The organism is Streptomyces sp. NPDC040589 (genome assembly GCF_055594445.1).
On the sequence record NZ_JBVIWP010000002.1, the window covers coordinates 259,283 to 282,233 of the forward strand.

The 22,951-nt window shown below is 70.3% G+C and carries 24 protein-coding genes and 3 pseudogenes; 12 read left to right on the plus strand and 15 right to left on the minus strand.

The window, feature by feature from the left end; genetic code table 11:
* Positions 1-19 precede the first annotated feature (19 nt).
* The gene (locus ACZ58V_RS08170; RefSeq protein ID WP_468185497.1) at positions 20-1,033 is read right to left on the minus strand and encodes a LacI family DNA-binding transcriptional regulator; all 1,014 of its coding nucleotides are present in this window, start codon (positions 1,031-1,033) and stop codon (positions 20-22) included.
* 290 nt (positions 1,034-1,323) lie between these two features.
* On the opposite strand from ACZ58V_RS08170, the gene ACZ58V_RS08175 reads away from it, so the two are divergent.
* Complete coding sequence (locus ACZ58V_RS08175) at positions 1,324-2,289, plus strand: glycoside hydrolase family 6 protein (protein WP_468185494.1); 966 nt, start codon at positions 1,324-1,326, stop codon at positions 2,287-2,289.
* Positions 2,290-2,561: 272 nt separating this feature from the next.
* Here ACZ58V_RS08175 and ACZ58V_RS08180 read toward each other — a convergent pair whose 3' ends face one another.
* Positions 2,562-3,374 (minus strand): catalase family protein, encoded by an 813-nt coding sequence (locus tag ACZ58V_RS08180; RefSeq protein ID WP_471288996.1) that lies wholly within the window; start codon positions 3,372-3,374, stop codon positions 2,562-2,564.
* 109 nt (positions 3,375-3,483) lie between these two features.
* Between ACZ58V_RS08180 and ACZ58V_RS08185 the strand changes: the two genes are divergently transcribed.
* Entirely contained in the window at positions 3,484-3,663 is a 180-nt protein-coding gene (locus ACZ58V_RS08185; RefSeq protein ID WP_471288998.1) for a hypothetical protein, read from the plus strand.
* Positions 3,664-3,865: 202 nt separating this feature from the next.
* On the opposite strand, the gene ACZ58V_RS08190 is transcribed toward ACZ58V_RS08185, so the two are convergent.
* Together ACZ58V_RS08190 and ACZ58V_RS08195 are read right to left on the minus strand one after the other, a co-directional pair.
* Positions 3,866-4,069, minus strand: coding sequence for a cold-shock protein (locus ACZ58V_RS08190; protein WP_031104458.1), 204 nt, complete (start codon positions 4,067-4,069; stop codon positions 3,866-3,868).
* A gap of 244 nt (positions 4,070-4,313) precedes the next feature.
* On the minus strand, positions 4,314-4,652 hold the full coding sequence (locus tag ACZ58V_RS08195) for a MerR family transcriptional regulator (RefSeq protein WP_248511877.1): 339 nt from the start codon (positions 4,650-4,652) through the stop codon (positions 4,314-4,316).
* Between the two features lie 1,238 nt (positions 4,653-5,890).
* On the opposite strand from ACZ58V_RS08195, the gene ACZ58V_RS08200 reads away from it, so the two are divergent.
* Together ACZ58V_RS08200 and ACZ58V_RS08205 are read left to right on the plus strand one after the other, a co-directional pair.
* Entirely contained in the window at positions 5,891-6,343 is a 453-nt protein-coding gene (locus ACZ58V_RS08200) for an ATP-binding protein (protein ID WP_468185486.1), read from the plus strand.
* A complete protein-coding gene (locus tag ACZ58V_RS08205) occupies positions 6,330-6,689 on the plus strand; it encodes a hypothetical protein (RefSeq protein ID WP_468185483.1) in 360 nt (119 codons plus the stop codon). Before ACZ58V_RS08200 ends, ACZ58V_RS08205 begins: the two co-directional genes overlap by 14 nt.
* A gap of 101 nt (positions 6,690-6,790) precedes the next feature.
* On the opposite strand, the gene ACZ58V_RS08210 is transcribed toward ACZ58V_RS08205, so the two are convergent.
* The 5 genes and pseudogenes from ACZ58V_RS08210 to ACZ58V_RS08230 form a co-directional block, all read right to left on the minus strand.
* Positions 6,791-7,099, minus strand: coding sequence for an SCO5918 family protein (locus ACZ58V_RS08210; RefSeq protein WP_468185480.1), 309 nt, complete (start codon positions 7,097-7,099; stop codon positions 6,791-6,793).
* Between the two features lie 50 nt (positions 7,100-7,149).
* Positions 7,150-7,554, minus strand: a complete 405-nt coding sequence (locus ACZ58V_RS08215) for a CBS domain-containing protein (protein WP_471289001.1) — start codon at positions 7,552-7,554, stop codon at positions 7,150-7,152.
* Between the two features lie 46 nt (positions 7,555-7,600).
* Complete coding sequence (locus ACZ58V_RS08220; protein WP_471289004.1) at positions 7,601-9,094, minus strand: DEAD/DEAH box helicase; 1,494 nt, start codon at positions 9,092-9,094, stop codon at positions 7,601-7,603.
* Between the two features lie 345 nt (positions 9,095-9,439).
* Positions 9,440-9,643, minus strand: a complete 204-nt coding sequence (locus ACZ58V_RS08225; protein WP_003973099.1) for a cold-shock protein — start codon at positions 9,641-9,643, stop codon at positions 9,440-9,442.
* Positions 9,644-10,395: 752 nt separating this feature from the next.
* Positions 10,396-10,685 (minus strand): annotated as a pseudogene (locus tag ACZ58V_RS08230) (transposase); the annotation flags it as partial.
* A gap of 128 nt (positions 10,686-10,813) precedes the next feature.
* Here ACZ58V_RS08230 and ACZ58V_RS08235 point away from each other — a divergent pair.
* Positions 10,814-10,939, plus strand: coding sequence for a hypothetical protein (locus ACZ58V_RS08235; protein ID WP_468185471.1), 126 nt, complete (start codon positions 10,814-10,816; stop codon positions 10,937-10,939).
* 146 nt (positions 10,940-11,085) lie between these two features.
* On the opposite strand, the pseudogene ACZ58V_RS08240 reads toward ACZ58V_RS08235, so the two are convergent.
* Positions 11,086-11,280: pseudogene (locus ACZ58V_RS08240) on the minus strand (VOC family protein); the annotation flags it as partial.
* Positions 11,281-11,648: 368 nt separating this feature from the next.
* Positions 11,649-12,137 (minus strand): GNAT family N-acetyltransferase, encoded by a 489-nt coding sequence (locus ACZ58V_RS08245; RefSeq protein ID WP_468185468.1) that lies wholly within the window; start codon positions 12,135-12,137, stop codon positions 11,649-11,651.
* Positions 12,138-12,402: 265 nt separating this feature from the next.
* Here ACZ58V_RS08245 and ACZ58V_RS08250 point away from each other — a divergent pair.
* Positions 12,403-12,657, plus strand: a pseudogene (locus ACZ58V_RS08250) (DNA cytosine methyltransferase); the annotation flags it as partial.
* Positions 12,658-12,803: 146 nt separating this feature from the next.
* On the opposite strand, the gene ACZ58V_RS08255 reads toward ACZ58V_RS08250, so the two are convergent.
* Positions 12,804-13,769: a pirin family protein gene (locus tag ACZ58V_RS08255; protein ID WP_471289006.1), complete on the minus strand. Its 966-nt coding sequence runs from the start codon at positions 13,767-13,769 to the stop codon at positions 12,804-12,806.
* Positions 13,770-13,900: 131 nt separating this feature from the next.
* Between ACZ58V_RS08255 and ACZ58V_RS08260 the strand changes: the two genes are divergently transcribed.
* The 3 genes from ACZ58V_RS08260 to ACZ58V_RS08270 all read left to right on the plus strand — a co-directional run bounded on the left by ACZ58V_RS08260 (position 13,901) and on the right by ACZ58V_RS08270 (position 15,271).
* Positions 13,901-14,383, plus strand: coding sequence for a MarR family winged helix-turn-helix transcriptional regulator (locus ACZ58V_RS08260; protein WP_471289008.1), 483 nt, complete (start codon positions 13,901-13,903; stop codon positions 14,381-14,383).
* Positions 14,380-14,826 carry a MarR family transcriptional regulator gene (locus tag ACZ58V_RS08265; RefSeq protein WP_471289009.1) on the plus strand — a complete coding sequence of 149 codons (447 nt, stop codon included), beginning with the start codon at positions 14,380-14,382 and terminating at the stop codon, positions 14,824-14,826. The genes ACZ58V_RS08260 and ACZ58V_RS08265 overlap by 4 nt, the downstream gene beginning before the upstream one ends.
* A gap of 85 nt (positions 14,827-14,911) precedes the next feature.
* Positions 14,912-15,271 (plus strand): tetratricopeptide repeat protein, encoded by a 360-nt coding sequence (locus ACZ58V_RS08270; RefSeq protein WP_189722398.1) that lies wholly within the window; start codon positions 14,912-14,914, stop codon positions 15,269-15,271.
* Positions 15,272-15,337: 66 nt separating this feature from the next.
* Here ACZ58V_RS08270 and ACZ58V_RS08275 read toward each other — a convergent pair whose 3' ends face one another.
* Positions 15,338-16,747, minus strand: coding sequence for a PepSY-associated TM helix domain-containing protein (locus ACZ58V_RS08275; RefSeq protein WP_468185154.1), 1,410 nt, complete (start codon positions 16,745-16,747; stop codon positions 15,338-15,340).
* 168 nt (positions 16,748-16,915) lie between these two features.
* Between ACZ58V_RS08275 and ACZ58V_RS08280 the strand changes: the two genes are divergently transcribed.
* Positions 16,916-17,560: a peptide deformylase gene (locus ACZ58V_RS08280; RefSeq protein ID WP_471289012.1), complete on the plus strand. Its 645-nt coding sequence runs from the start codon at positions 16,916-16,918 to the stop codon at positions 17,558-17,560.
* 160 nt (positions 17,561-17,720) lie between these two features.
* The gene (locus tag ACZ58V_RS08285; RefSeq protein ID WP_471289013.1) at positions 17,721-19,313 is read left to right on the plus strand and encodes an ABC-F family ATP-binding cassette domain-containing protein; all 1,593 of its coding nucleotides are present in this window, start codon (positions 17,721-17,723) and stop codon (positions 19,311-19,313) included.
* Between the two features lie 9 nt (positions 19,314-19,322).
* Here the strand turns inward: ACZ58V_RS08285 and ACZ58V_RS08290 are convergent, their stop codons facing one another.
* Positions 19,323-20,753 (minus strand): dihydrolipoyl dehydrogenase family protein, encoded by a 1,431-nt coding sequence (locus tag ACZ58V_RS08290; RefSeq protein ID WP_471289015.1) that lies wholly within the window; start codon positions 20,751-20,753, stop codon positions 19,323-19,325.
* Positions 20,754-20,872: 119 nt separating this feature from the next.
* On the opposite strand from ACZ58V_RS08290, the gene trxA reads away from it, so the two are divergent.
* Positions 20,873-21,259, plus strand: a complete 387-nt coding sequence (gene trxA / locus ACZ58V_RS08295; RefSeq protein ID WP_184587485.1) for a thioredoxin — start codon at positions 20,873-20,875, stop codon at positions 21,257-21,259.
* A 114-nt stretch (positions 21,260-21,373) separates the two neighbouring features.
* Here the strand turns inward: trxA and ACZ58V_RS08300 are convergent, their stop codons facing one another.
* Complete coding sequence (locus tag ACZ58V_RS08300; protein WP_468185143.1) at positions 21,374-22,810, minus strand: aldehyde dehydrogenase family protein; 1,437 nt, start codon at positions 22,808-22,810, stop codon at positions 21,374-21,376.
* Positions 22,811-22,951: the final 141 nt, after the last annotated feature.

The following is a 22,951-nucleotide window of genomic DNA, read 5'->3' on the forward strand; positions in this document are numbered from 1 at the left end:
CCCACGCCCACATGGCCCGTCAGGCGCTTGAGCGGGTGACCAGGCGCGTGGGCAGGATCAACGGGGTGGGGTCGTGTCCGTTGATGAGCGTGACGAGCATGCGCGCCATCTCCCGTCCGAGAGCCGTTATGGGCTGATGAACGGTGGTGAGGGGCGGATCGGCGACCTGGGCAACGGTCAGGTCGTCGAAGCCCACCACAGCGACGTCGGCTGGGACCGCCCGGCCGGCCGCGCGCAACGTGCGCAGCGCCCCCGCCCCCATGTTGTCGTTGGCAGCGAACACCCCGTCCAAGTCGGGGTGGTTCGCCAGCAGAACGGCCATGGCGGCGGCTCCACTGGGCTCCGTGAAGTCCCCCTCCTGCGGCGGCAACGGATCGAGGCCGGCCGCCAGCAAGGCGTCCCGGTAGCCGCGGTACCGGGCGCGCCCGGCCCCGGTGTCCAGACGCCCGCAAATCGCAGCCACGCGAGTCCGGCCGCGCGAAACCAGGTACTCGGTCGCCTCGCGCGCTCCGCCGACGTTGTCGACGTCCACATACCACCGGGGAGCCGAACCGACCGGGCGCCCTCCGAACACGACAGGCATCTCCGCCTCCTCGGCCATGCCGGCCAGCGGATCGTCCTCGCGCAGCGCCATCAGCATGACGCCGTCGGCACCCTTGGACCGGAAGAGCTCCTCAACCCGCTTGCGGCCCCGGTCGGAAGCGGCCAGGCACAGCATCAGATGCAGATCGGCCTCCTCCAAAGCGGTCGACGCCCCCACGATCACCTGGGCGAAGAACGGATCCGCGAAGATCGACGGATCCTCTCCCGACACGACCAGGGCGGCCGCTCCCGTCTGACGGGTGGCCAGAGCACGGGCGGTCGGATTGGGCACATAACCGAGTTGCCGGACAGCCCGTTCCACCGCCTCCCGTTTGGCACGGCTGACATGTGGAGCGTTGTTGAGGGCACGGGAGGCCACGGAGCGGGAGACACCGGCGCGTTCGGCCACCTCGTCGAGCGTCGGCTGCCGACGCGGCGCACCGTCTGCCATGAACCACGAGCCTTCCCTCACGATCGGACCTCCGCAAGGCTGGAACCGCTTCCACTTTCGTGGCCGTTGAGGCTTGTTCTCGCCATCCGAATCGCGTTGCACATCGACCCTTGACAGCTCAACTACCCCGCAACACCATACCGAACAGCTCCCGAACGATTTTCCAGTGCCGTTGGGACCGCTTCCAGTGGGAGCGCTCCCAAGATCAGGTCGTAACACCGCTCTTGCTCAGGCCGCACGCTCGGGACCAGAGCATGCGACGCCCTCTGCCAGGAAATCGAGGTTCAGTCATGCGCCGCAGACTCCGCGCCTTGGCCGCAGCGCTCTCAGCTCTGCCGCTGGCGCTCGCCGTAGCACCGTCCGCCCACGCCGCTGACCCGACCACCATGACCAGTGGGTTCTACGTGGACCCCGAATCCAGCGCGAAGAGGTGGGCCGCCGCCAATCCCGGCGACGGCCGAGCCGCCGCCATCAACGCCTCCATCGCCAACACCCCGATGGCCCGCTGGTTCGGCTCCTGGAGCGGCACCATCGGCACCGCCACGGGCGGGTACGTGGGAGCGGCGGACCGCGTCGACAAGCTGCCCCTCCTCGTCGCCTACAACATCTACAACCGCGACTACTGCGGCGGGCACTCCGCGGGCGGAGCCGCTTCGCCGTCCGCCTACGCCGACTGGATCGCCCAGTTCGCCGGCGGGATCGCCAACCGTCCTGCCGTCGTCATCCTCGAGCCGGACTCCCTCGGGGACTACGGCTGCATGACCCAGGCGCAGATCGACGAACGCGAGGGAATGCTCACCGGCGCCCTCGCCCAGTTCAGCCGTCAGGCCCCCAACACCTGGGTCTACATGGACGCCGGCAATCCGCGCTGGGCCGATGCGGCGACCATGGCCCGGCGCCTCCACGAAGCCGGCGTCCGACAGGCCCACGGCTTCTCGCTCAACATCTCCAACTACGTCGCCACCGCCGAGAACACCGCCTACGGCAACGCCGTCAACCGTGAACTGAGCTCCCGCTACGGCTACACCAAGCCGTTCGTCGTGGACACCAGCCGCAACGGCAACGGCTCCAACGGCCAGTGGTGCAACCCCTCAGGCCGCCGCATCGGCACCCCCACCCAGCTGGGCGGAGGCGCCGAAATGCTCTTGTGGATCAAGGTTCCGGGCGAATCCGACGGCAACTGCGGCGTCGGAGGCGGCTCCTCGGCCGGGCAGTTTCTCCCCGAGGTCGCCTACAAGATGATCTACGGCTACTGATCCCGGGCTCCCGCGGCCTGGTACGCCCGCCCCACGACCGGGTCACTGCGCCGCCCGCCCCACCCCGGCCGAACCCGCCGCTCACCGTCTTGCGCACAGGCGGTCGGCATTCGGCCGGACCGTGGGCATTCCCGCTTCCACCACCGGACCACGACGGCCTCACCCTCGACCCGCCGCGGTGCGCCAGACGTGCAGGGGCAGGGCGGTCTCACCAGATCGACCGACGTTTCCGAGTGCGGTCGGTGCGGGTGGCGGGACGCGACTCGGCCGGCTCAGCCGAGCAGGTGCGCGCTGCTGACCGGTTCGCGGCGCTGCTGTCCATTGATGCGGTGCCGCTCGATGGACGAGCGCCGGTAGACCTCCTGGCGCACCCGCTGGATCTCGCCGATGGGTCGGTGCGCCTCTCGTGAGCGCCAGGGTGTGATCGACGTGGCGTCGGCGGCCGTCACGTTGTCGTCCCCGCCGATGTCCTGACGCGGGAGGTCCACACGGGCGACGGTCACCCAGGGCGACAACTCTTCGGACCACTTCACGGAGGTGTTGTCCACCGGCATGCGCGCCAGATCGGTGTTGAGCTGCACCTGGAGCTCGAAGGAGTGGTCCCGTTCCGCGGCCTCGGCAACCAGGGTGCGGCGAAACGCCTCGTTGTCCGCGCGCACGTCCACGATCTGGTGTGTGAGAGCGGCCAGGGACGCGGCCGTCGGCACGGTGCGGATCTTGGCGATGTGATCGCCGTACCGGAAGGCACCCATGCTGTTGTAGGTGTACGACAGCAGATTTCTGCGCGGGACGGTGGTGAACGAGAGCATGGCGAACAGTTCGTCCCACAGCCAGCCGTCCGGGTCGGTGAGCGTGCCCCGGCGGGTCAGGAACTCCGCCATCCAGGTCTTGCGGCGGGCGGGGTTCACCAGGGCCTCGGGCAGCTCCGCGAACAGGTCCTCGATGACCATGTAGTCGTAGGCGGTGTTCGCGAAGAAGACGTCGTTGTTGATCAGGTTGAGGTCGAAGGTACCGGTGTCCGGTTCGTCGGCCAGCAGTGAGGGGCCGCCTGAAGCATCCTTTCCCGTTCTCCAACTCGTCGTCACCTTCGCGGCGGTCTCCTGGTACGGGCGCAGCGCACGACGCTCTGGATCCGTTGGCCCGCGCCGTCAGGGAGCGGGCGGTCCCCGCCGGCCGGCACGCGGGGATGGCGAGATGAACGACTTCAGCTCCGGGACGCAGGCCCTAGTCCTGGTTCTGTTCACCACGCTGGTCACCGGCTGGACGGAAAGCCTTCCTCGACGCCTGGACGTGCGTCTGAGCGTCGGCTCCTTCGAGCCGCACGGCAGCCGCGCAGGACATGCGGCTCCCGTTCCCGAGGACGCCGGCGACTGAGGTCAGGAAGAAGATCCGGGCCGATGTCGCACCGGCCCCGGGGCCTCCACAGGTCAGGGGCCGCGCAGCCATTGCTGCGCGGCCCCTGATCCTGCCGGCCCGGCACAAGAGCAGGCGCCTTCGTCCGGGTGGGTGGCAGGGCCCGCAGGGGCGCCGGCCACCTGGACGCGGCGTGCGCGATCTCTCGGGCAGGTCTGCGAGGTCAGGCCACGTTGATGTTCTCGGCCTGCGGACCCTTCTGGCCCTGGGTGACGTCGAACGTCACGGCCTGGCCCTCCTGCAGCTCACGAAAGCCTGTGGAGTTGATCGCGGAGTAGTGCGCGAAGACATCCGGGCCGCCGCCGTCCTGGGCGATGAAGCCGAAGCCCTTCTCCGCGTTGAACCACTTCACAGTTCCCGTAGCCATGTCTCATGCCTTCCAGTCGATGAACGCCTTCCACTCGATGTGGCAGACGGAGGTGATCGTCCTGGTTCCTGCGGCACAGCACAGCAAAACGCCCACACCGAAGGCGTGGGCAAGAGGGAATTCCGAACCACGACAGCTGACGCAGACGCTACACGCCCACACACGGCGTCACCATAGGAAATGATCACGCCGTACACCGAGACCGTGCGTGCGGTGCCCGCCGAACCGGACGGGCACGCTCATCTCATGCTGCTGCCGTTGGGTTCGCCGATTCGGCGGCGCGGCGGTATTCGGCGTTGAGACGCTGGGCTTCCTCAAGCTGGTCTTCGAGGATGACGATCCGGCAGGCGGCCTCGATGGGGGTCCCTTGGTCGACGAGTTCCCGGGCGCGCGCGGCGATGCGCAGCTGGTAGCGGGAGTAGCGGCGGTGGCCACCTGCGGAGCGCAGCGGAGTGATGAGGCGGGCTTCGCCGATGGCGCGGAGGAAGCCCTGTGTGGTGCCGAGCATCTCGGCGGCCCGTCCCATGGTGTAGGCGGGGTAGTCGTCGTCATCGAGACGGCCGAACGTGTCGTCTGCTGTCATTGCACCTCTCTGTGGAACGCGTGGAGGGGCCCTGGCGCCGTACTGGCACCAGGGCCCCGAAGGAACTACTACACCATCTGCCGGCCCTGATACTGCACCGGCCCTCTGTTTCCGCAGACCCGACCGAGATGCTGTCGGGGGCGCGGGGATCGCGGTTGCTTGACCGGAGACCACCTCACTATCGATGTCCTGCGGTACCCGGGTCCAAGACTTCCGCCCGGGCGATCCTGATGGCGCTCGGCTCCTCCGTTCTTCCCTCTTGATCAACTACTCACTAACGGAACTGCGCACTGCTGGTGGCCTCGAACAGCGCCACTCTTCGGCAGCCAGCCCCGTCGCCCGTCCTGCGTCTGCTCTGGCTTGGAACCCCACTGCCGAACCTCCCGGTGCGCGCGTCCGCAGCCGACGCCTTCACCGAGGCACTGCTCACTGACTTCACTGCTGGGTACTGCGAACCTTCACTTACTGGCACTGCCACTGCGGTGCTGCTCATGGCGGCCCCTGATCACTGCGGGCCACCCGGTCCGGTCGTCAGTCCCGTCGCCGTCCTGCAACCGCTCTGGCTTCGGAACTCCACCACCGCACCGTCCTGCGAACTGCAACTGCGTACTGCTGCCCGGCAGTTCATCTCTGCCGGGCCTCTCTTGATCTCGGCTACGACAGAAACCTTAACCACACCGTCGGCCAATGTCTACTCCAGCGGGTATAGATTTCCGCGTGCTAGAAGATGAGGTACTCCGCCTCGGCCAGTCCGCCTCGACCGGTCCATGGATGGTTCAAGCAGCTGTGAGGCTCAGTCCGGCGCTCACAGTGACCCACCGCCGCGCAGCACGTCGGGCTGAGCGGGAGGTCGCCGACTGCGCTGCGGCTACCGTCGGCGGGCACCGGCCAACACCGCGTCTCGTGAAGCACCCCACCGACCCGCACGGACGTTTCCAGCCGTGACGCTCCCCAGGTCGGCCGTTGACGAGCGTGGCAGAAGGCCCTGCGCCGCCCTCGACGATCCCGGGATGATCGAGCAGCTGGTGGCGAACCGGCACGGCCCCTGACTCGAGCAGTCCGCGGGCTGCGGAGACACGAGCTCACGGCAGCAGGTGCCGTCATGCGTCGACTGTGGTCCTCCGTCCCCTTCAGGCAAGCACTGGGGCTCTGCGGGGTTGTCAGGTGGAGGGGCGGGGCACAGGGGTTGGGTAGGCACGGGCAGGGGCGTGAACGATTCAGAGACCAGGGTGACCCTGATGATCACGGTGATGGCCAGCGCCGCAGCCGTCCGTTCCACCACAGCCATTGCCGACGCACGCGATACGGCACGGGCCTTCCTCGAAGGTTTGCAGCAGCCGGCCGTGGCTCCTGACGCGGCGGACACTGTGGTCTTGGTCGTGTCCGAGCTCGTCACCAACGCCCTGCGCCACGGAGGGGGCCGCTGCACACTGGAACTGACTGCGCACCCCGACACCATCGAGGTCGCCGTTCACGATCCCAGCCGGCATGTGCCGCGCATGCGCACCCCTGACCTGCACGGCGGCACCGGCGGCTTCGGCTGGCCCATGGTCACCGACCTCGCCCACGCCACGGCGGTCATCCGCCGGGCCTCCGGCGGCAAAACCGTGAGCGCCTTCATCGCCCGGCAGCGTCACCGCTCAAGCAGCCGGATGGCCAACGAATATAGTCCGACACATGTCGAAGCCTGACGAGCTGCTGGTTGACGTCGCCACCCTGGTGGAGTCCGGCCAGAGCAACCAGATGTCCCTGACCGTGGTCACCCGTGGCGCTGTCATCACCGGTCGGCTGGCTGCCGAAGCGGTGTGGAGGCAGAGGGTGTCGGATGTGCTGAGGGATTCCGCCCGCTTGGGCGAGTTCGCCGCCGTCTTCGACGCCCCCCTGAAGGGGGACGGGCCGCCCACGCATCTGCACTTCCATGTCGCCCGGATCCTGCAGGGCACGGTGGGGATCCCGGAGACGGGCGGGATGTACCGGGTTGCGATCGAGGACGTCAATGCCTGGACCGTGGGCGACTTCAGCTACTCCGACCACTGAGCGACGGCGACAGGAAACGGCTGCACGCAGTGTGGGCCCGACCGGCGTACCGATCGGGCCCACACTGCTGGTCAGGTGTCGACTCGTGTCTGATTACCCGGTCAGACCGTGACGGGGGTGCCGAGCATCGCGGAGGCGTGCTGCATCGGGCTGAGAATGCCCAGAGGCGGTGCCTTGGGAACGGCGCGGCAGGTGAAGCCGAGCTGAGCCATGGCCCGCAGGACCTCGGCGGCGCTGAAGTCGCGGCGGTCCTGGCGCGTGATGACCTGGCCGACCTGCTTGACGGGGTAGTGGCGGCGGCCGATGATCACCGATTCGCCGGTGACCGGTTCGGGCTTGATGCCCTTCATCGATTCCAGCACGCCGCTCTTGGTGAGCTCGAAGGGGAAGCGGGCGATGACGCAGCGCATGTGGCCTCTAAGAGAGAAGGAAAGAACGGTCCGGCCAGGGGCGAGGTGTTTCAGCGGGAGAGCGCGAGGATGCCCAGGGCGCTGCCTTGCTCGTCGACCACCGGCAGGACACCGAGCCGGCGGGTGCGCATCGCGTGCTCGGCTTCGGCCATCGTCGTCACGGGTGAGGCGAACGAGCCGTGGTCGCCGAGGATGTCGCGCAGGCGGACCCGGTCCGTGTAGTCGGAGCTGTCGCGGACGGCGGCGAGTTCGGTCCGGGTGACCAGGCCGGTGCACTGGCCGTCCTGGTCGCAGACGACCAGTCGGACCGTGCGGGCGGCGGCCATGACGGCCAGCGCCACCTCGACGCTCATGTCGTCACAGACCTGCGGTCCGGCCGCGTCCATGACCTCCACCGCCGTCCTGTGCACGGAGTCGGCGTCCGCCGGGCGGGGCTGCGGCTGAACCAGCGTCACAAGGTGCCTCCTGCAGAGATGGGCGGGCTTCCTGATCACGAAAGTTCTAGGCCACCGCGCCGAAGCCGGACTGGCGTACGGGGGTGCGCCTGGTCGCCGAGGCGGGGCGGCGGCGGCCTCGGGAGGTGGCGCCGCGCTTGGGGCGTTCGACCACCGGTGCGGTGATGACGACCGGGATGCCGGACGGGGCCTGAGCTCCGGTGATCCGGCTCAGGGCCTCGTCGCCCGAGCGGACCTGGGTGGTCTGCGGCCGGATTCCGGCGTCCGACATCAGACGGACCATGCCGCGGCGCTGGTTCGGGGTGACGAGCGTGACGACGCTGCCGGACTCGCCAGCGCGGGCGGTACGGCCGCCGCGGTGGAGGTAGTCCTTGTGATCGGTCGGCGGATCGACGTTGACGACCAGGTCGAGGTTGTCGACGTGGATGCCGCGCGCCGCGACATTGGTCGCCACCAGCACAGTGACGTGACCCGTCTTGAACTGCGCCAGCGTGCGGGTGCGCTGGGGCTGCGACTTGCCGCCGTGCAGCGCGGCAGCCCGCACCCCGCTGTTGAGCAGGTCCTGGGTCAGCCGGTCGACGGCGTGCTTGGTGTCCAGGAACATGATCACGCGGCCGTCGCGGGCGGCGATTTCGGTCGTGGCGGCGTGCTTGTCGGCGCCGTGGACGTGCAGGACGTGGTGCTCCATCGTCGTGACCGCACCGGCCGACGGGTCGACGGAGTGCACGACGGGGTCGGTCAGGTAGCGGCGTACCAGCAGGTCGACGTTGCGGTCCAGAGTGGCGGAGAACAGCATCCGCTGCCCCTCCGGGCGCACCTGGTCGAGCAGCGCGGTGACCTGGGGCATGAAGCCCATGTCGGCCATCTGGTCGGCCTCGTCCAGCACGGTGATGCCGACGTGGTTCAGCCGGCAGTCGCCGCGGTCGATGAGGTCCTTGAGCCGGCCCGGGGTCGCGACGACGACCTCGGCTCCGCCGCGCAGCGCGCTGGCCTGCCTGCCGATCGACATGCCGCCCACCACCGTGGCCAGCCGCAGCCGCACAGAGCGGGCGTACGGGGTCAGCGCGTCGGTCACCTGCTGTGCCAGCTCACGCGTGGGTACGAGGATCAGCCCCAGCGGCTGGCGGGGCTCGGCACGCTGTCCGGCGGTGCGGGCGAGCAGGGCGAGGCCGAAGGCCAGGGTCTTGCCGGACCCGGTGCGGCCGCGGCCCAGCACGTCACGGCCCGCCAAGGAGTTCGGCAGCGTCGCTCCCTGGATCGGGAACGGTGCGGTCACACCCTGCCTGCCGAGTTCGGCCAGCAGCTGCTCGGGCATGTCGAGATCGGCGAAGCCCTCGACCGGGGGCAGCGCGGGGGTGATCGTCCTGGGTAGCGCGAACTCACCTCGCCTTGCGGCGGGCCGACGGCCGTAACCGCCGGAGCGGACGGGGGCGCCGGTACGGCGCGGTGCCTGCGAGCCGTAGCCGCTGCCGCCCCTTCCGGCGTCTGCACGGCCGTCACGGGAGCGGGCGGGGCGGTCGTTGGTGTACGTGCGGTTCATGCGGAACCTTCCTCGATGCGGCACATATCAAGGAATTCCCGCTGCGATGAATGGCACGGAGAATTACAAGTATGGACCGGTGGCAAAAGAAAGCAGATCTGGCCGGCGAAAACATCCGCGGGCGCAGGTGCTGAAATGAGTGACGCGATGGGGACCTTGCGATCCGGGCACCGGCTGCGGTGCAGCGCTTCAGGATGCGTCTGCGTCCTGAGGGAGGAACCGCTTGTGGTGGTACTGCGGATTCCTCCGGGTCGGCCCGCGGGTGAAAGCCGCTGCGGGATACGCGTGCAGCTGGGGCCCGCACCCCGAAGGATGCGGGCCCCAGCTACGGATTGCGCGTGAGCGTCAGGCCGGAACGATGTTCTCGGCCGTAGGGCCCTTCTGGCCCTGCGCGATGTCGAAGTTCACCTTCTGGCCCTCGAGCAGCTCACGGAAGCCCTGCGCGGCAATGTTCGAGTAGTGGGCGAACACGTCGGCGCCGCCACCGTCCTGCTCGATGAAGCCGAAGCCCTTTTCCGCGTTGAACCACTTCACGGTACCAGCAGCCATGTCATATCTCCTTTGGGGCAGTGCATCGGCATCCGCACTGCGCGAACGCCGTGTCGCCGCGATGATCACCCCGCCCGGAAATGACCGGAAATACAAAAGTGCTCCCGACCGGCAGAAGCCTGGTGGGGGCACTTGAAGTTTCGGGAACCACAACTGCAACTGAGATAGACAGTAGCACGCCGGAACGGCCCGTGTGCGTCGGATGATTCCACTCTGCTCTTCGCTACAAAAACTCCCACTGCACGGTCCGTCAAAATCTGACCTCCCGGGAACAGATATTAATTCACTCGGAGTGCAACGTTTCAGGAATAGTCGCCAACTGCACCAGAGTTCCCAGGGGCGGACGACGTACGCGGCTTTCCGTAAGACGCCGCTCGGCAGGGGTAGCAGCTCGTATCGACATGCTGAGGGGCCAGATCCCGCGGTACGACTACTCCCGCACTGACCGCCTGAGGATCTGCTGCAGCGGTGGGTGCCACACCGGCCGGCGGATGAGCTGCCACGGCGCACGCCAGCGCCGCCTCTCGGGCGAAGGGCTGCGACCTGGTGCGTCGCGGGGAGTTTCCGTGCCGCGTGCTACGCGTCGGCCTTGGCACGCGTATCGTCACCGCTCCTTGCTCCGCGTGCTCGAAAGCGGAGAGCCGGAGTACAACGGTGCGCGCTCGCCGGACGCTGCACCCCGTCGTAGCCCTCTGCGCACAGAAGTCCCGCCGGCACGCCGGCGGGACTTCGTCGTCGCACACTGCCCCTATAACGGGGCGGCTTGACTGTGCGGGCCTGACCAGGTGGAAGACCTCCCGGGCAGCGTAACGTTTAAGGCATCGGACGATTTCGCGTCGGATCTTGGCCTCCTTGCTGCGGCGTTCGTAGTAGTCCTGGGTGCGCGGGTCGAAGCGCAGGCGAGTCTGCAGATCCGGTGCAGGGCGGCGTTGGCCTGTCGGTCGCCGCCACGGTTGAGGCGGCGGTACTGCCGGCTGCCCGAGGAACGCTCGACAGGGCTGACCCCGCACAGCGCGGCGAAGGACGCCTCACTGCCCAGGCGTCGGCCTACCGCACCCACGACATCACCGCCGCCCGCCTCGACCGCATCCTGGCCCACCTGCGTGCTGCCGGCCTCGGCGCCCTGGCCGACCTGGGCTTCCTCGGCCTGGACGACGACGGGGACGACCCGTGGTCGTCACCGGCTGCAAGGCCACCCGCGCCCGCAGGCTGGCATCCGCCGAGAAGGAGGCCAACCGGGTTCTGGCCGCCGGACGCGTCCCCGTCGAACGCGGCTTTGCCCACCTGGAGAAGTGACGGATCCTCACCAAGCTCCGTACTGACCCCGCCCGCGCCACCCACCTGTTCGGCGCGCTGCTCGTCCTGACGAACATCGAGGCCACTACCGACAATCGACCTCTACCGCAGGTAGACCACGATCAGCACATGCCCCCGGAACAGCGTCACCGGGCCGGGATCGGCTGAGTGAGGTTCACCGGATTGCCGTCGGGGTCCCGGATGTGGGCGACGCGCTGTACCCACGGCATGTCGTTGGGGGCGCCGCGGACCGAGCCGCCCAGCGCCTCCACCCGGCCGAGCGTCTCGTCGACGTCGTCGACACCGATGCTGGGCAGGATCCGCGGTGCCGCCCCGGTCCCCGAGTTCGAGGACGGTGAACTCATCGGCAAAACCGCCCTGCCAGACGACCTACACACCAGACTGCCGCCCGCGACCTGTACGAGCAGCCCGAAACGGGGGGGGGCACACCACCCCTGCTGACAAGCGGGCCGGAGGCGGTACTTTTGCATTCTCGTTTTCGGCCACCTGAGCGGGAGAGGCTGATGGACGAGCTCAACGCTCTGGGAGTGTCGGAGGCGAGGAAGTCGCCGGGGGCGGCCGCCGGCGCAGGCGATCCCCCCGCCAGGGCAGAGTCGACGGCACACACGGGAGCGCGCGGCGTCCAGCGGCTCCTGCAAGACGGCCACCATGCAGGCGAAGCCGGTGCCCCGCGAACCGGCACACCGCGTCATTCCGAAGAAATGCGAAACTCGAATTCGGGACGGTCCCACGGCACAGCGGGCGGGTTCGCGAACGCGGTCCCGGTCCGCACCGCACCAACGCGGTGGTAGAAGTCCTCGGCGGGAAGATGCGACACGACCTTGAGACGGTCGAGCCCGGCAGCACGGGCCTCGGACTGCATGTGTTCCACGAGCAGCCGTCCAATACCCCGTCCTTGCACTTCGTCGGCGACGAACAGCAGGTCGAGCTCCGGTGGAGCGAGGACGAGCGAGTAGAACCCGAGGACCCGGCCTCCATGCTCGTCGGCGCCGACGGCCACAAAGGCGCGGTGAGCCTCGATGTAATCAGGACCGACCCGGTAGCCCGCGACTGCGGCTGCGTACTTACCCTCGTAGGCGCCTGAGCCACGCACGAGCCGCGTGAGCCGTTTGGCATCCCGCGCGACGGCCCTCCGTATCGTGATCGGCTGGCTGACCGGGGAAGTGCGTGACCTCATCGGGAGAGTATTTCGCACCGGGGAGTGCCTTCTTGCGGCGGGTCGACTGCTCGGGCAGGCGTTCCTGCACCGCTCCCGGGAACCGCTCGCCCACCCCGATCGGCCACGTCACTGCCGCCGAATCGGCCGCCCGCCAGCAGCAACTGGACGCCCGAACCGCTGCGACGGAGCTGGAGAAGGGCGTGGTCGACGGCTGCTCTCCCTGGGCCTGCCGTGGCGAAGCCGAGCCGGTACAGACAAATTCCGAGCCAGCCTCGCGAGGCGGATCATCCTCGACCTGTTCGCCGGCCCCGGCGGCTGGAGCCACGCCCTCACCGTCCCCAGGGCCCGGGACATCGGCCTGGACTGGGACAACTGGGCCTGCAAAACCCGGACTCGAGTCGTTCAGTTGAGGATCCAGACCGATGTCGCCCGCTATACCGTCTGGATCTTCTCCGGTCGGTTTCCCGGGCTGACCGCCTCCCTGCCGTGCCAGGCGTGGTCGATGGCGGGCAAGCGTCTGTCCTGCCACGGCCAACCACAGATGGACATACCCTCGACAGGGACTGCACAGCCCATCCAGCTTACACCACACCCACCCGCACAGCACCCGCAAGAAACCTGTGAGGGACAACGCAGGACGGCCGGCCGACTGACTGCCACCAGCCCGTAAGCCATTCCTGCAGGTCAGCGAGCCCTTCCGCGCGGCTTAAGCGGCACTGGAGGCAGCGCAGGAGCAGGCAGCGGGGCGCCGTCGTAGCCCTTCACCTCGCCGAACCGTGTCCCTTCCATCCAGTCCTGCCGAGCCTGCACGATCTCCTCCTGCGACCGTCCGATCCAGTTCCAGAACATGATCAACTCCTCCTCGAACGGCTCGCCGCCCAGGAGCATCAGGGCCGCGTCCGACTCCGCCCGCAGGGGCAGTTCGCGTCGGCCGCATCCGAGGTAGAGCATCGAGCCGGGCAGGACCGGGACCCCGTCGACGTGGGCCTCGCCGGACATGGTCAGGACGGCGTACTCGAAGTCCGGCTCCAAGGGGAGGCGTACGTCCGCACCTCGGGTCAGGGACAGGTCGGCGCCGACGATCGGGGTGTACGCCGTGCCGGGCGAGGTCGCGCCGTCGAGGTCTCCGAGGATCAGCGTGGCCTTGACGCCGGGTGCCGTGACGACCGGCAGGTCGGCGTGGTGTTCGAAGCGCGGGTCGGTGTGGCGGTGGCCGTCCGGGAGGGCGACCCACAGTTGCGCGCCGTGCAGGAAACGGGCGTGCGAGCGAGGGCTCTCCTCGGAGTGGCTGATCGCCCGGCCGGAGGTCATCAGGCCCAGTTCGCGCGGGCGGATCGTCTGGAGGCTGCCGGTCGAGTCGCGGTGCAGCACCTCCCCCTCGTGCAGCCAGCTCACCGTCTGCAGACCCATGTGGGGATGCGGCGGCACCTGCATACCGGGTTCGTCGGCGATGTCGTCGGGGCCGTAGTGGTCGACGAAGCACCAGGCCCCGACCATACGGCGGCCGAGGTTGGGCAGCAGCCGGCGGACCTCGCTGGACTCGCCCAGTTTGACGTGCCGAGGGCTGAGGAGTTCACGCACCGGCTCCGCCACCACGAAGCCCCGGCCACCGCACAGAGCGGGGGCCGACTCGCGCTCAAGATTGCTCATGGCCACAACCTAGTCCGGCGGGAGGCCTGGCGTCAGTGCGTCCCTGCGCCACTGCGTCATCCGGGCGGTCAAGCCCCGCGCACCTTCCGAATATAGTAGCCATGTATATAGTAGCCATGTACGGTATCGGCATGAGCAATGGTTCCGAAGGCGCGACGCCCGGCTTCCTGGTGTGGCGGCTGTCGATGAAGTGGCGGGTGGCCGTCGACCGGGCCGTCGCCCCGCTGGGGCTGACCCATGCGCAGTACTCGCTCATGGCCTCGCTGTACGGCCTGCGGCGTTCGGGCGAACGGCCCAGTCAGCGCCGCCTCGCCGACCACACCGGACTCGAGCCGCTCTACGTGTCGAAGCTCGCCCGCGCGGGGGAGGCCGCCGGCCTCCTGGAGCGCACCCGGGACCCGCGCGACCCGCGCGCGGTGCAGCTCGCGCTCACCGAGCAGGGGCGTGACGTCACCGCGCGGGCGATCACCGTCGTACACGGGCTGCTTCAGCAGCTTCTGGAGCCGCTCGGCGGTCTCGACAGCGCGCGTGCGAGGGAGTTCACGCGCGACCTGACGGCCTTGCTCGACGCACCTCTTGATCTCTCCAGCGAGAACGAGACGGAGCAGTCATGACCACCAGCACACCCCTGGTCGGCCCGCGCGTCATCGCCCTGGCCCACTACGCCGGCCGGGCGATCCTCGAGAACGTACTGGCCCGGCACGGCGTCACCTTCCAGCAGTCCGTCACCCTCCGCCTCGCGGCCGTCGCCGAGGGCCCGGTCGGGCGCGATCAGCTCGTCGACGGGGTCACCGGCGCACTGAAGATCGACGCGGCGGAGGCGCACGGCGTGATCGACGAGCTGATCGCCGCGCGGCTGCTGGCCCCGGACGAGGTGCCGGGCGTGCGAATCACGGATGCCGGGCGGGAGCTCTACGACAGGACCTCCGGCGAGACGGCACCCCTCACCGCCCGGATCTACGACGGCATTCCGGCGGAGGACCTGGCCGTCGTCGGCCGGGTGCTGAGCCTGATCACCGAGCGGGCCGATGCCGAGCTGGCGACCCTGGCCGAGTAGCGGCCCGCCCAAGCCCGCCAGGCCCGCCCGGGTAGTGGAATATTGAACCAACCGGCCTGGTTGTCGGCCTCGAAGGAGGCCCCGAGTGAACACGACCTACGACGCCACGTACTACGCCCATGGAACACCGGCGGAGCGCTGGGAGCGCGCGCAGTTGTTCTTCGACGCCAAGGACTACGCCGCCGCCGCGCGGGTCCTGGTCGGGCTGGTCGAGGAGGTGCCCGAGCAGACCGGGCCGCGGCTGCTGCTGGCGCGCTCCTACTACCACTCGGCCCAACTGTGGCGTGCGGAGACCGAGTTGCGGACGATCGTCGAGCGCGACCCCGTCGAGCACTATGCCCGCCTGATGCTCGGCCGCACGCTCCAGCGGCAGGGGCGGTACGAGGAGGCGGAGTCGCATCTGCGGATCGCCTCGGCGCTCGCGGGCGACTTCGAGCAGCGCTGACTGTCGGTGATACGACCGGTGCCCGGCTCCCCATGGAGCCGGGCACCGGTAACAGAGGGCCGTCCGCTACCGCGCGGGCGTCCCGGCTCCGTACGATCGCCGTCCCCGCCGGTAGGCGATCTCGCCCAGCAGGATGTCGACGGTGAGGAAGGCCGCCAGCGGGATTCCGAACAGCGGCAGGAAGTAGCCGAGCACGGCGACGCCGGCCAGCAGCGGGACCAGGATCTGCGGGGGGACCTGCTGCCAGGCGCCGCGCGGGATCGGCCGGCCGAAGGCGGAGCCGCGGCCGCGCTGCCACCACATGCGGTAGCCCCACACGATCAGGAGGATCAGGGAGAGAGTCAGCAGCATCAGGACGATCTGGTTGGCCAGGCCGAACAGGATGCCGGTGTGCAGGTCGATGCCCCACCGGGTGAGCTTCGCGAGCACGGGGTAGTCGGCGAACCGCAGCACGTCCATGACCTCGCCGTCGGCCGGGTCGATCGCGACGGAGTCCTGCTTCTCGGGCCAGCTGCGCTGCACCTGCTTGACGACGTACGCCGATGTCGCGTCGGCCGGCGGCACGATCTCCACCGGGTCGCCGAGGCCCTCGGCCCGCGCCGCCGCCAGGACCTTGTCCAGACCCACGCCGTGCGCGGCGTCTCCTGCCTGGCCGGCAGCGGAGCCATGGCCGGCGTGTTCACCGCCCGCCGCCGCCGACACCGACGGGGTGGCGTGCCCCAGCGAGGTGCGCAGCTCGTCGATGTTGGCCCCGGCATAGGCCGACCAGGTGAGACCGGTCGCCGAGAGGAAGAAGAACCCGGCCGCCGCCCACACGCCGACACTGCCGTGCAGTCCGAGCGTGCGGCGCCGTCCGTTCGTCCCCCGCACCTTGCGCAGGGCCCGGCGGCGGGAGAACCACAGCACCAGCCCGCCCGCCGAGATCACCCACAGCCAACTGGCCGCAAGCTCGCTGTAGTACCGCCCTGTTTCGCCCAGATGGAGATCCCGGTGGAACTCGTCGATCCAGGTGCGCAGCGGCAGCGCGCCGGTCGAGCCGTACTGTTCGAGGGAGCCGCGCACCTTCGCGGTGTAGGGGTCGACGAACACGGCGAGCGCGTGGCCCTCGTCGACGCCCGGGACGCCGGAGAGCATGACCCTGGTCGTCGCGTCCGCCTCGGGTGAGGGGCGTACGGCCGAGATGGTGCCCTCGGGGTGGGCCTTGCGGGCGGCGGCCACCTGCTCACTGATCGGCAGCTTCCGCTCGCCGACGGGGACGGTCAGTTCGTGGTCGTACACGACCTTCTCGACCTGGAAGGAGGCGGCGTACAGCAGGCCGGTGACGGCGGCGACGAGGAGGAACGGCGCCACCAGCACCCCGGCGTAGAAGTGCAGGCGAAGGACCAGCGGGCGCAAGGGGGCCCAACTGCTCTTCGAGGGTGCCGGGGTGGCTGGTTGCGGGGCCTCGTCCGTGGTGGTCGAGGGAGCGGTGGTCATCGGCGGGCTTCTCCGGGGGACGTCTTCTTGGCCGTTGCGGTGGTCGTCGTTTGCGGGACTGTGGTGGTGTTGCGGTGCAGTAGTCGGGGCGGAGTGGCGTTCAGTTCCCGACGAGCGTGTGTGACGTGCGTCACGTGAGCGGGGAGTGTGCCGTGTCATCCTGACGCGATGGGAACTCCGAGTGATCGCGTACCGCTGGCCGAGCGGGTCGAGGAACTCCTCGCGGACGGCGCCCCGTTGACCATCGTCGCGGCCGGGGACCCGGTGCTGCGGTGGGGCACCGAGCCGTACGACGGTCAGCTGGAGCCCGCGCTGCTGGCCCGGTTCATCGAGGCCCTGCGGGTCACCATGCGCGCGGCGCCGGGGGTCGGCCTGGCGGCGCCCCAGGTCGGTGTGCCGCTCAGGATCGCGGTGATCGAGGACCCCGCTCCGGTGCCGGAGGACGTGCGTCTGGCGCGCGGGCGGGTGCCCCAGCCCTTCCGGGTGCTGGTCAATCCCGCCTACGAGCCGGTCGGCGACGCGCGGGCCGCGTTCTTCGAGGGCTGTCTGAGCGTGCCGGGCTGGCAGGCGGTGGTGGCGCGGCACGCCGAGGTGCGGCTGACCGGGCAGGACGAGCACGGGCGCGGGCTGGACGAGGTGTTCTCCGGCTGGCCCGCACGGATCGTGCAGCACGAGACGGACCACCTCGACGGCGTCCTGTATCTGGACCGGGCCGAGCCGCGTTCGCTGTCGTCCAATCTGGCGATGGCGGAGCGCTGGGCTCAGCCGACACCGGAGGAGGCCGCGCGGGCACTCGGCTTCGAGCTGCCGTAGCGAACGGAAAACCAGAGGCGGCTTGCCAGGCGGCTCAGCTACCGTGATGCCCATGTCTACGCCCCGAATTTCCTAGCCGAGGACCCGCTTCCACGCCACCCGTGTGTCCTCTTGCTTATTCGGAATTCTTGTTCGGAATTCCCGTTCGGAGCGTTTTCTCATGATCACCGTTCGTGACGTCGACGTGCGCGTGGGCGCGCGTCTGCTGCTGTCCGGCGTCTCCCTCCACATCTCCCCCGGCGACCGCGTCGGCCTGGTCGGCCGCAACGGCGCGGGAAAGACAACCCTGTTGCACACCTTGGCGGGCGCCCTGCGGCCCGCAGCCGGAACCGTCGCCCGCACCGGCGACGTCGGCCATCTCCCGCAGGACTCCCGCGCGGCCGACCAGTCGGTCACGGTCACCGACCGGATCCTGTCCGCGCGCGGCCTGGACCGCGCCGTACGGGCGCTGCGCCGCGCCGAGTCCGCGATGGCCGACGGTGCCCAGCGGTCGATGAACGCCTATGTACGGGCCGAGGCCGAGTTCCAGGCGCGCGGCGGCTACGCGGCCGAGGCGGAGGCCGCCCGGGTCGCCGCCGGGGTCGGGCTGCCGGCGGACCTGATGGACCGGCCGCTCGGCGCCCTGTCGGGCGGTCAGCGCCGGCGCGTGGAGCTGGCCCGCATCCTGTTCGCCGGGCACGGCACCCTGCTGCTGGACGAGCCGACGAACCACCTCGACGCGGACTCGATCACCTGGCTGCGCGCGTTCCTGGCAAGTCATCAGGGCGGTCTTGTGATGATCAGCCACGACACGTCCCTGCTGGCCGGCACCGTGAACCGGGTGTTCCACCTGGACCCGGGACGGGCCGCGCTGGACGTCCACAACACCGGCTGGGACGCCTATCTCGTCCAGCGGGACGCCGACGAGCGGCGACGGGCGCGCGAGCGGGCGAACGCCGAGCGCAAGGCGGCGTCGTTGCACGCCCAGGCCGACCGGATGCGGGCCCGGGTGGCGACCGCGGTGGCCGCCCGGAACATGGCACGCCGGGCCGACCGGATGCTCGCCGACCTCGAACCGGCCCGGCGTGCCGAGCGGACGGCCAGGATCCGGCTGCCGGAGCCGGCGCCCTGCGGCCGGATCCCGCTCGGCGCCGTGAGCCTGACCAGGTCGTACGGCGGGCAGCACGTCCTGCGGGGCGTGGATCTGGCCGTCGACCGGGGCAGCCGCCTGGTCGTACTCGGCCCCAACGGCGCGGGAAAGACGACCCTGTTGCGCATCCTCGCGGGTCAGGACACACCCGACAGCGGCCGGGTGGTCCACGGGCACGGGCTGCGGCTCGGCTACTTCGCCCAGGAACACGACACACTGGACCCGGAACTGACGGTGCGTGAGCATCTGGCCGGTGCCGCCCCGCACCTCACCGACGGCGAGGTCCGCCAGGTCCTGGGCTCGTTCCTGTTCACCGGCGACGACACCGGCAAGCGCGTCGGCGTCCTCTCCGGCGGCGAGAAGACCCGGCTCGCCCTCGCCGGCCTCGTGCACTCGGGCGCCAACGTCCTGCTCCTCGACGAGCCCACCAACAACCTCGACCCGGCCTCCCGCGCCGAGGTCCTGGCCGCGGTGGGCACCTACCCCGGCGCGATCGTCATGGTCACCCACGACGAGGGCGCGGTGGACGCGCTGCGACCGGACCGGGTGCTGTTGCTGCCCGAGGCGGAGGAGGACCTGTGGAGCGACGACTACCGGGAGTTGGTGGTGGCCGCGCACGCGTGACCAGGCCGGTCACGCGTCCCGGTACGCCTCCAGCAGCCGGAGCCACACCTCGCTGATCGTCGGGTAGGACGGGACCGCGTGCCACAGGCGGCTGACCGGGACCTCGCCGGCTACGGCGATCGTCGCGGAGTGGATGAGTTCGCCCACGCCCGGGCCCACGAGGGTCACGCCGCGGAGGATCTCGGCCTCTACGTCGACGACCATGCGGGCGCGGCCCTTGTAGCCGTCGGCGTACAGGCCGGCGCCGGCGACGGTGGAGAGGTCCACGTCGACGGACTTCACCCGGTGCCCTGCGTGCTCGGCCTCGGCCAGAGACAGGCCCACGGCCGCCGCCTCCGGGTCGGTGAAGACGACCTGGGGGACGGCGGCGTGGTCGGCGGTCGCGCTGTGGGCGCCCCAGGGCTGGGCGAGGAGGGATTCCCCCGTGGCCCGCGCGGCGATGGCGGCGCCCGCGATGCGCGCCTGGTACTTGCCCTGGTGGGTGAGCAGGGCACGCTGGTTGACGTCGCCGACCGCGTAGAGCCAGTCGTGGCCGGTGACGCGGAGGCTGTCGTCGACCGGCAGCCAGGAGCCGGGGTCCAGGCCGATCGTCTCCAGGCCGATGTCGTCGGTGCGTGGCGCGCGGCCGATGGCGAAGAGGATCTCGTCGGCCTCGATGCGGTCACCCGTGTCGGTGACGGCCACGACGCTGCCGCCCTCGCGGGTCACCGACTCGACCGACGTGCCGGTGCGGACGTCCGTGCCGGCCTCGGTGAGCGCCTCGGCGATCAGTTCCCCGGCGAAGGGCTCCATCCGGGGAAGCAGGCCCTTGCCGCGGACCAGCATGGTGACCTGGGAGCCGAGCGCCTGCCAGACCGTGGCCATCTCGGTGGCGACCACGCCGCCGCCGACCACGATCAGCCGGCCGGGCACACTCGGGGAGCTGGTGGCCTCCCTGCTGGTCCACGGCTCGACCTCGTCGAGTCCGGGCAGCTTGGGCAGGGACGCGCGGCTGCCGGTGCAGACGGCGACGGCGTGCCGGGCGGTCAGGACGTGCTCGGCGCCGTCGGGGCCGGTGACGGTCACCGTACGGGGGCCGGTGAGCCGTCCGTGGCCTCGGTACAGGTCGGCGCCGATGGAGTCGAGCCAGCCGACCTGGCCGTCGTCCTTCCAGTGGGAGGTGTAGTAGTCCCGGTGGGCGAGGACCGCGGAGGCGTCGAGGGGGCCCTGCGCCGACTGGCTCAGGCCGGGTACGCGGCGGGCGTCCGCCCGGGCGATGACCGGCCGCAGCAGGGCCTTGCTGGGCATGCACGCCCAGTACGAGCACTCGCCGCCGACCAGTTCGCTCTCCACGACCGCGGTGGTCAGACCGGCCGCGCGGGCGCGGTCTGCGACGTTCTCCCCCACGGGCCCGGCCCCGAGTACCACGACGTCGTACGCGTTGGTTTCCGTTTCCGTCATGGGGTCAGTCTGGTGGGTGGTGTGCGCCCTGGCCACACGGGTAGGGGCGCGGAATACCTACCAGGTCGGCCGTGTTGTGCCGACGGTTTGCCCCCACACCAGGAAGAGGGATTTACACCATGAGCAGCACCGTGGAGCTCACCAAGGAGAACTTCGACCAGACGGTCACGGACAACGAGTTCGTTTTGATCGACTTCTGGGCGTCCTGGTGCGGGCCGTGCAAGCAGTTCGCCCCGGTCTACGAGAAGGCGGCGGAGGAGAACCCGGACCTGGTGTTCGGCAAGGTGGACACCGAGGCGCAGCCTGAGCTGGCCGCGGCCTTCGGTATCCAGTCGATTCCCACGCTGATGATCGTCCGCGACCAGGTCGCCGTGTTCGCCCAGCCGGGTGCCCTGCCCGAGGCCGCCCTGACCGACGTGATCGGCCAGGCCCGGGGCCTGGACATGGACGAGGTCCGCAAGGCCGTCGCCGAGCAGCAGGCCCAGCAGCCGCAGGGGAGCGAGTAAGCCGCCCGGGGGCGAGCAGACGCCCCCGAGCGACCGCCCCGGGCCCGGCCCGGCCGGGCATCCTCCGGCCGGGCCGGGCCCTGCGTCGTGTCCGGCCTGGAAGCCGTGTCCGGCCTAGAAGGGGTACGGGGCCACGTCTCCGCGTACCGTCGTCCAGCGCAGTTCGGTGAAGGCCTCCAGATTGGCCTCGCCGCCGAAGCGGGCGCCGGTTCCGGAGGCGGCCACCCCGCCGAACGGCGCCACGGCCTCGTCGTTCACGGTCTGGTCGTTGATGTGGACGATGCCGGTGGGGACGCGCTCGGCGAGGTCCAGGCCGCGGGCGGTGTCCCTGGTGACGATGCCCAGGGAGAGGCCGTACGGGCTCTGCGCGGCGAGGGCCGCCGCCTCGTCGGCGGTGCTGAAGGAGCGCACGGGCGCCACCGGGCCGAAGACCTCCTCCGTGTACGCCGGGGTGCGGTCGTCGACGTGGGCGAGGACCGTGGGCCGGTAGAAGAGCCGGTCGTGCGTGCCGCCCGCGGCGATCTTGGCGCCCGCGGCCCTGCTGGAGTCGACCAGGCCGCGTATCTTGTCGAGCTGCCCGGAGTCGATGATGGGGCCCAGGTGGACGTGGTCGCGGTACGGGTCGCCGACGGCCAGGGAGTCCGCCTTGGCGGCCAGCCGCTCGACGTACTCGTCGTACAGGGACGCGTGCACCAGGTGGCGCCCGGTCGTCATGCAGATCTGGCCTTGGTGGAAGAACGAGCCCCAGGCGGCGGTGGAGATCACCGCGTCGAGGTCGGCGTCCTCCAGCACGATCATGGCCGAGTTGCCGCCCAGTTCCAGGTGGGCCCGCTTGAGGTGACGGCCGGCGGCCTCGCCGACGGCCCGTCCGGCGGCGGTGGAGCCGGTGAAGGAGATGACCGGCACGCGCGGGTCGCAGACCAGGGCCTGTCCGGCGTCCGGGCCGCCGGGGAGCACGTGCAGCAGGTCCTCGGGCAGGCCCGCGGCGGCGAAGACCGCGGCCAGGGCCAGGCCTCCGCAGACGGCCGTGCGCGGGTCCGGCTTCAGGAGGACCGCGTTGCCCAGGGCCAGGGCCGGCGCGACCGAGCGGATGGACAGGATCAGCGGGGCGTTGAACGGGGAGATCACACCCACCACACCGGCCGGGACGCGGCGCGTGTACGACAGGCGCGGTGCCTCGCTGGGCAGCACCTGTCCGGCCGGGCGGGAGGCGAGCGCGGCGGCCTCGTAGCACTCCTGGGCGGCGACGTGCAGTTCGAAGTCGGCCTTGCCGGGGACGGAACCGGACTCGCGGACGATCCATTCGCGCAGTTCGGCGGCGTGCGCGGTGAACAGGTCGCCCGCCTTGCGGAGTACGGCGGCGCGGGCGAAGTGCGGGGCGCGGGCCCACTCGCGCTGGGCGGCGGCCGCGCGCCCGGCGGCGGCGCCGACGTCCTCGGGGGTGGCGAGGGCGAGGGTGCCGAGGGCATGGCCGGTGGCGGGCTCGGTGACGGTGTACCCGGGCCCGGCCAGGGCGCGGGGCTGCCAGGTCTTGGTGTCGAGCAGCGGCATGACGGCTCTCCGATCGATCGGTCACCGGCGTGCGGGGTGGGTGAACTCCCGCTGGAACGTGGCCGGTTCGGCGGTCACAAGGGCGGGGCGCGGCGATCCCGGGCAGCCGTGTGGGCTGCGGCCGCGTTCGCACGCGCCCCC